At 57.9% G+C, this 5,498-nt stretch carries 3 rRNA genes; all 3 read left to right on the top strand.

The window, feature by feature from the left end:
- Nucleotides 1–307 precede the first annotated feature (307 nt).
- The 3 genes from V2J63_RS15710 to rrf all read left to right on the top strand — a co-directional run bounded on the left by V2J63_RS15710 (nt 308) and on the right by rrf (nt 5,488).
- Nucleotides 308–1,833 (top strand): 16S ribosomal RNA (locus tag V2J63_RS15710).
- A gap of 293 nt (nt 1,834–2,126) precedes the next feature.
- Nucleotides 2,127–5,252 (top strand): 23S ribosomal RNA (locus tag V2J63_RS15705).
- A gap of 119 nt (nt 5,253–5,371) precedes the next feature.
- Nucleotides 5,372–5,488: ribosomal RNA gene (gene rrf / locus V2J63_RS15700) — 5S ribosomal RNA — on the top strand.
- The 16S, 23S and 5S rRNA genes sit together here, the layout of an rRNA operon.
- The last annotated feature ends 10 nt before the right edge of the window (nt 5,489–5,498 follow it).

Below are 5,498 nucleotides of genomic sequence, written 5' to 3'. Positions count from 1 at the left end.
GTTGCCCCGGATCGGGTCTGGCGCGGTTGTGCTGGGTCTGGGCGGTGTGCGTCTGTTCCTTGAGAACTCAACAGTGTGCCAAGTTTTTGATGCCAAATGTCCTGGCGTTGCTTGGTTCTGCTTGCCCTTCGGGTGGGTGGTTCGGGTGCGTCGGGGCTTATGTTTTGTTTTTGGTTGATGCTCATCTCGGGCCCCGTCCTGGGGTGGGTGTCGTGCCAGATCGAGGCTGGGTTCCCTTCGGGGTGTCTGGTCTTGTCTTCGTATGGATTGTCTTCCGGTGGGTCCGCCTGCTGGTTGGCGTTGGTTTTTTACGGAGAGTTTGATCCTGGCTCAGGACGAACGCTGGCGGCGTGCTTAACACATGCAAGTCGAACGGTGATCTCGGAGCTTGCTCCGGGTGATCAGTGGCGAACGGGTGAGTAACACGTGAGTAACCTGCCCCTGACTTCGGGATAACTTCGAGAAATCGGAGCTAATACCGGATATGAAGTTCCCTCGCATGGGGGTTCTTGGAAAGATTTATCGGTTGGGGATGGGCTCGCGGCCTATCAGCTTGTTGGTGGGGTGATGGCCTACCAAGGCGACGACGGGTAGCCGGCCTGAGAGGGTGACCGGCCACACTGGGACTGAGACACGGCCCAGACTCCTACGGGAGGCAGCAGTGGGGAATATTGCACAATGGGCGAAAGCCTGATGCAGCGACGCCGCGTGAGGGATGAAGGCCTTCGGGTTGTAAACCTCTTTCAGTAGGGAAGAAGCCTTCGGGTGACGGTACCTGCAGAAGAAGCGCCGGCTAACTACGTGCCAGCAGCCGCGGTAATACGTAGGGCGCAAGCGTTGTCCGGAATTATTGGGCGTAAAGAGCTCGTAGGCGGTTTGTCGCGTCTGCTGTGAAAACGCGAGGCTTAACCTCGCGCCTGCAGTGGGTACGGGCAGACTAGAGTGCGGTAGGGGAGACTGGAATTCCTGGTGTAGCGGTGGAATGCGCAGATATCAGGAGGAACACCGATGGCGAAGGCAGGTCTCTGGGCCGTTACTGACGCTGAGGAGCGAAAGCATGGGGAGCGAACAGGATTAGATACCCTGGTAGTCCATGCCGTAAACGTTGGGCACTAGGTGTGGGGTCCATTCCACGGATTCCGTGCCGCAGCTAACGCATTAAGTGCCCCGCCTGGGGAGTACGGCCGCAAGGCTAAAACTCAAAGGAATTGACGGGGGCCCGCACAAGCGGCGGAGCATGCGGATTAATTCGATGCAACGCGAAGAACCTTACCAAGGCTTGACATACACCGGAAAAGTGCAGAGATGTGCTCCCCGCAAGGTCGGTGTACAGGTGGTGCATGGTTGTCGTCAGCTCGTGTCGTGAGATGTTGGGTTAAGTCCCGCAACGAGCGCAACCCTCGTCCTGTGTTGCCAGCACGTTATGGTGGGGACTCATAGGAGACTGCCGGGGTCAACTCGGAGGAAGGTGGGGACGACGTCAAATCATCATGCCCCTTATGTCTTGGGCTTCACGCATGCTACAATGGCCGGTACAAAGGGCTGCGATACCGCGAGGTGGAGCGAATCCCAAAAAGCCGGTCTCAGTTCGGATTGGGGTCTGCAACTCGACCCCATGAAGTCGGAGTCGCTAGTAATCGCAGATCAGCAACGCTGCGGTGAATACGTTCTCGGGCCTTGTACACACCGCCCGTCACGTCACGAAAGTCGGTAACACCCGAAGCCGGTGGCCTAACCCCTTGTGGGCGGGAGCCGTCGAAGGTGGGACTGGCGATTGGGACGAAGTCGTAACAAGGTAGCCGTACCGGAAGGTGCGGCTGGATCACCTCCTTTCTAAGGAGCTCACCAGCATCGCGTCCTGCTTCCTTCGTGTTGTGGTTCGTGGTGCCAGGTGGCCACTCAAGGCGGCGCATGTTCGTCTGGTGGTTGCTCATGGGTGGAACGTCATTGCTTGGTGCACTGTTGGGTCCTGAGGGAACAGGCTCCTCATCTGCTACGGCGGGTGGGTGGATGTTTCTTCTGGTGGCCGCTCTCGCCGGCGCTGTCCCTTAGGGGGTGGGGCTGGGGTTGGTCGGTGCGTAGCTTGAGAACTGTACAGTGGACGCGAGCATCTTTGATCTTTATGTGGTCAAGTTTTTAAGAGCATTCGGTGGATGCCTTGGCACTAGGAGCCGAAGAAGGACGTTGTAGCCTGCGATAAGCCTCGGGGAGTTGGCAAACGAACCGTGATCCGAGGATGTCCGAATGGGGAAACCCGGCTGGGGTCATGCCCAGTCACCCGCGCCTGAATATATAGGGCGTGCGGAGGGAACGTGGGGAAGTGAAACATCTCAGTACCCACAGGAAGAGATATTCCGTGAGTAGTGGCGAGCGAAAGCGGATCAGGCTAAACCGGTGGTGTGTGATAGACGGCAGTCGTTGCACCATCGGGGTTGTGGGACCCACCAATCAGGGCTGCCGCCCTGGTAGGGAGTGAGAAAGTGCTGTCATAGTCGAACGGTCTGGGAAGGCCGGGCACAGAGGGTGAGACCCCCGTAGACGAAATGGCAGCACCTCCCGTGTGGTGATCCCGAGTAGCACGGGGCCCGTGAAATCCCGTGTGAATCTGGCAAGACCACTTGCTAAGCCTAAATACTACCTAGTGACCGATAGCGGACAAGTACCGTGAGGGAAAGGTGAAAAGTACCCCGGGAGGGGAGTGAAATAGTACCTGAAACCGGATGCTTACAACCCGTCGGAGCCTCCATAGCTGGGGTGACGGCGTGCCTTTTGAAGAATGAGCCTGCGAGTTAGTGGTACGTGGCGAGGTTAACCCGTGTGGGGAAGCCGTAGCGAAAGCGAGTCCGAATAGGGCGACACAGTCGCGTGCTCTAGACCCGAAGCGGAGTGATCTACCCATGGGCAGGTTGAAGCGCGGGTAAGACCGCGTGGAGGACCGAACCCACTTAGGTTGAAAACTGAGGGGATGACCTGTGGGTAGGGGTGAAAGGCCAATCAAACTCCGTGATAGCTGGTTCTCCCCGAAATGCATTTAGGTGCAGCGTCACGTGTTTCTTGCCGGAGGTAGAGCTACTGGATGGCCGATGGGCCCTACAAGGTTACTGACGTCAGCCAAACTCCGAATGCCGGTAAGTGAAGCGTGGCAGTGAGACTGCGGGGGATAAGCTTCGTAGTCGAGAGGGAAACAGCCCAGACCACCAGCTAAGGCCCCTAAGCGTATGCTAAGTGGGAAAGGATGTGGAGTTGCACAGACAACCAGGAGGTTGGCTTAGAAGCAGCCACCCTTGAAAGAGTGCGTAATAGCTCACTGGTCAAGTGATTCCGCGCCGACAATTTAGCGGGGCTCAAGCATACCGCCGAAGCTGTGGCATTCGCGCATACCCCAGCTCCTTCCTACGGGGAGGTGTTCAGGGGCGCGGATGGGTAGGGGAGCGTCGTGTGGGAGGTGAAGCTGCGGGGTGACCCAGTGGTGGATCCCACACGAGTGAGAATGCAGGCATGAGTAGCGAAAGACGGGTGAGAAACCCGTCCGCCGAATGACCAAGGGTTCCAGGGCCAGGCTAATCCGCCCTGGGTAAGTCGGGACCTAAGGCGAGGCCGACAGGCGTAGTCGATGGACAACGGGTTGATATTCCCGTACCGGCGAAGTACCGCCCATACCGATCCCGGTGATGCTAACCGCCCAAGGCCCCAGGTCTTCCCTTCGGGGAAGGGTTGGTGGTTGAGCGCGGGACCCGAACCGGCAGTAGGTAAGCGTATTAACAGGGGTGACGCAGACAGGTAGCCTCCGCGTGCTTAATGGCTATGCACGTCCAAGGGAGCAGGGCGAGGTCCAGGCAAATCCGGACCTCACACAAGCCTCAGACCCGATGGTGACCGCGAATGCGGGAAGCAGGGTGATCCTATGCTGCCAAGAAAAGCCTCGACGCGAGGTACTAGCCGCCCGTACCCTAAACCGACTCAGGTGGTCAGGTAGAGTATACCAAGGCGATCGAGAGAATCGTGGTTAAGGAACTCGGCAAAATGCCCCCGTAACTTCGGGAGAAGGGGGGCCTGAGGGGTGAAGCCACTTGCTGGCTAGCCTTTGAGGGCCGCAGAGACCAGGGAGAAGCGACTGTTTACTAAAAACACAGGTCCGTGCGAAGTCGCAAGACGATGTATACGGACTGACGCCTGCCCGGTGCTGGAAGGTTAAGAGGACGGGTCAGCCCCTTTCGGGGGGCGAAGCTCAGAATTTAAGCCCCAGTAAACGGCGGTGGTAACTATAACCATCCTAAGGTAGCGAAATTCCTTGTCGGGTAAGTTCCGACCTGCACGAATGGCGTAACGACTTCTCCGCTGTCTCAACCGCGAACTCGGCGAAATTGCATTACGAGTAAAGATGCTCGTTACGCGCAGCAGGACGGAAAGACCCCGGGACCTTTACTATAGCTTGGTATTGGTGTTCGGTACGGCTTGTGTAGGATAGGTGGGAGACTGTGAAGCGGCCACGCCAGTGGTTGTGGAGTCAACGTTGAAATACCACTCTGGTCGTTCTGGACATCTAACCTCGGTCCGTAATCCGGACTAGGGACAGTGCCTGGTGGGTAGTTTAACTGGGGCGGTTGCCTCCTAAAATGTAACGGAGGCGCTCAAAGGTTCCCTCAGCCTGGTTGGCAATCAGGTGTCGAGTGTAAGTGCACAAGGGAGCTTGACTGCGAGACTGACAGGTCGAGCAGGGACGAAAGTCGGAACTAGTGATCCGGCGGTGGCTTGTGGAAGCGCCGTCGCTCAACGGATAAAAGGTACCCCGGGGATAACAGGCTGATCTTGCCCAAGAGTCCATATCGACGGCATGGTTTGGCACCTCGATGTCGGCTCGTCGCATCCTGGGGCTGGAGTAGGTCCCAAGGGTTGGGCTGTTCGCCCATTAAAGCGGTACGCGAGCTGGGTTTAGAACGTCGTGAGACAGTTCGGTCCCTATCCGCTGCGCGCGCAGGAAACTTGAGAAGACCTGTCCCTAGTACGAGAGGACCGGGACGGACGAACCTCTGGTGTGCCAGTTGTTCCGCCAGGAGCACGGCTGGTTGGCTACGTTCGGAAGGGATAACCGCTGAAAGCATCTAAGCGGGAAGCCTGCTTCAAGATGAGGTTTCCACCACCTTCGGGTGGGAAGGCCCCCAGCAGAACACTGGGTTGATAGGCCGGATGTGGAAGCGGGGACTAAAGACCCGTGGAGCTGACCGGTACTAATTGGCCGACAACTTGCCACAACACAAAGATCAAACGATCTGCACGCGTCCACTGTACGGTTCCCGAGATACGCCCCGGAGACCACCACCCCCACACGGGGGCTGGTGGCACCGCGCGGGCCATGATATCTCCATAGAGTTACGGCGGTCATAGCGAGGGGGAAACGCCCGGTCCCATTCCGAACCCGGAAGCTAAGCCCCTCAGCGCCGATGGTACTGCATGGGAGACTATGTGGGAGAGTAGGACACCGCCGAACACCCTTTCAG

The sequence above is a fragment of the Georgenia wangjunii genome (assembly GCF_036421975.1).
Lineage (GTDB): Bacteria > Actinomycetota > Actinomycetes > Actinomycetales > Actinomycetaceae > Georgenia_A > Georgenia_A wangjunii.
Note: the sequence above shows the minus strand (reverse complement) of the source record. Positions and strands in the feature narration are given on the sequence as shown.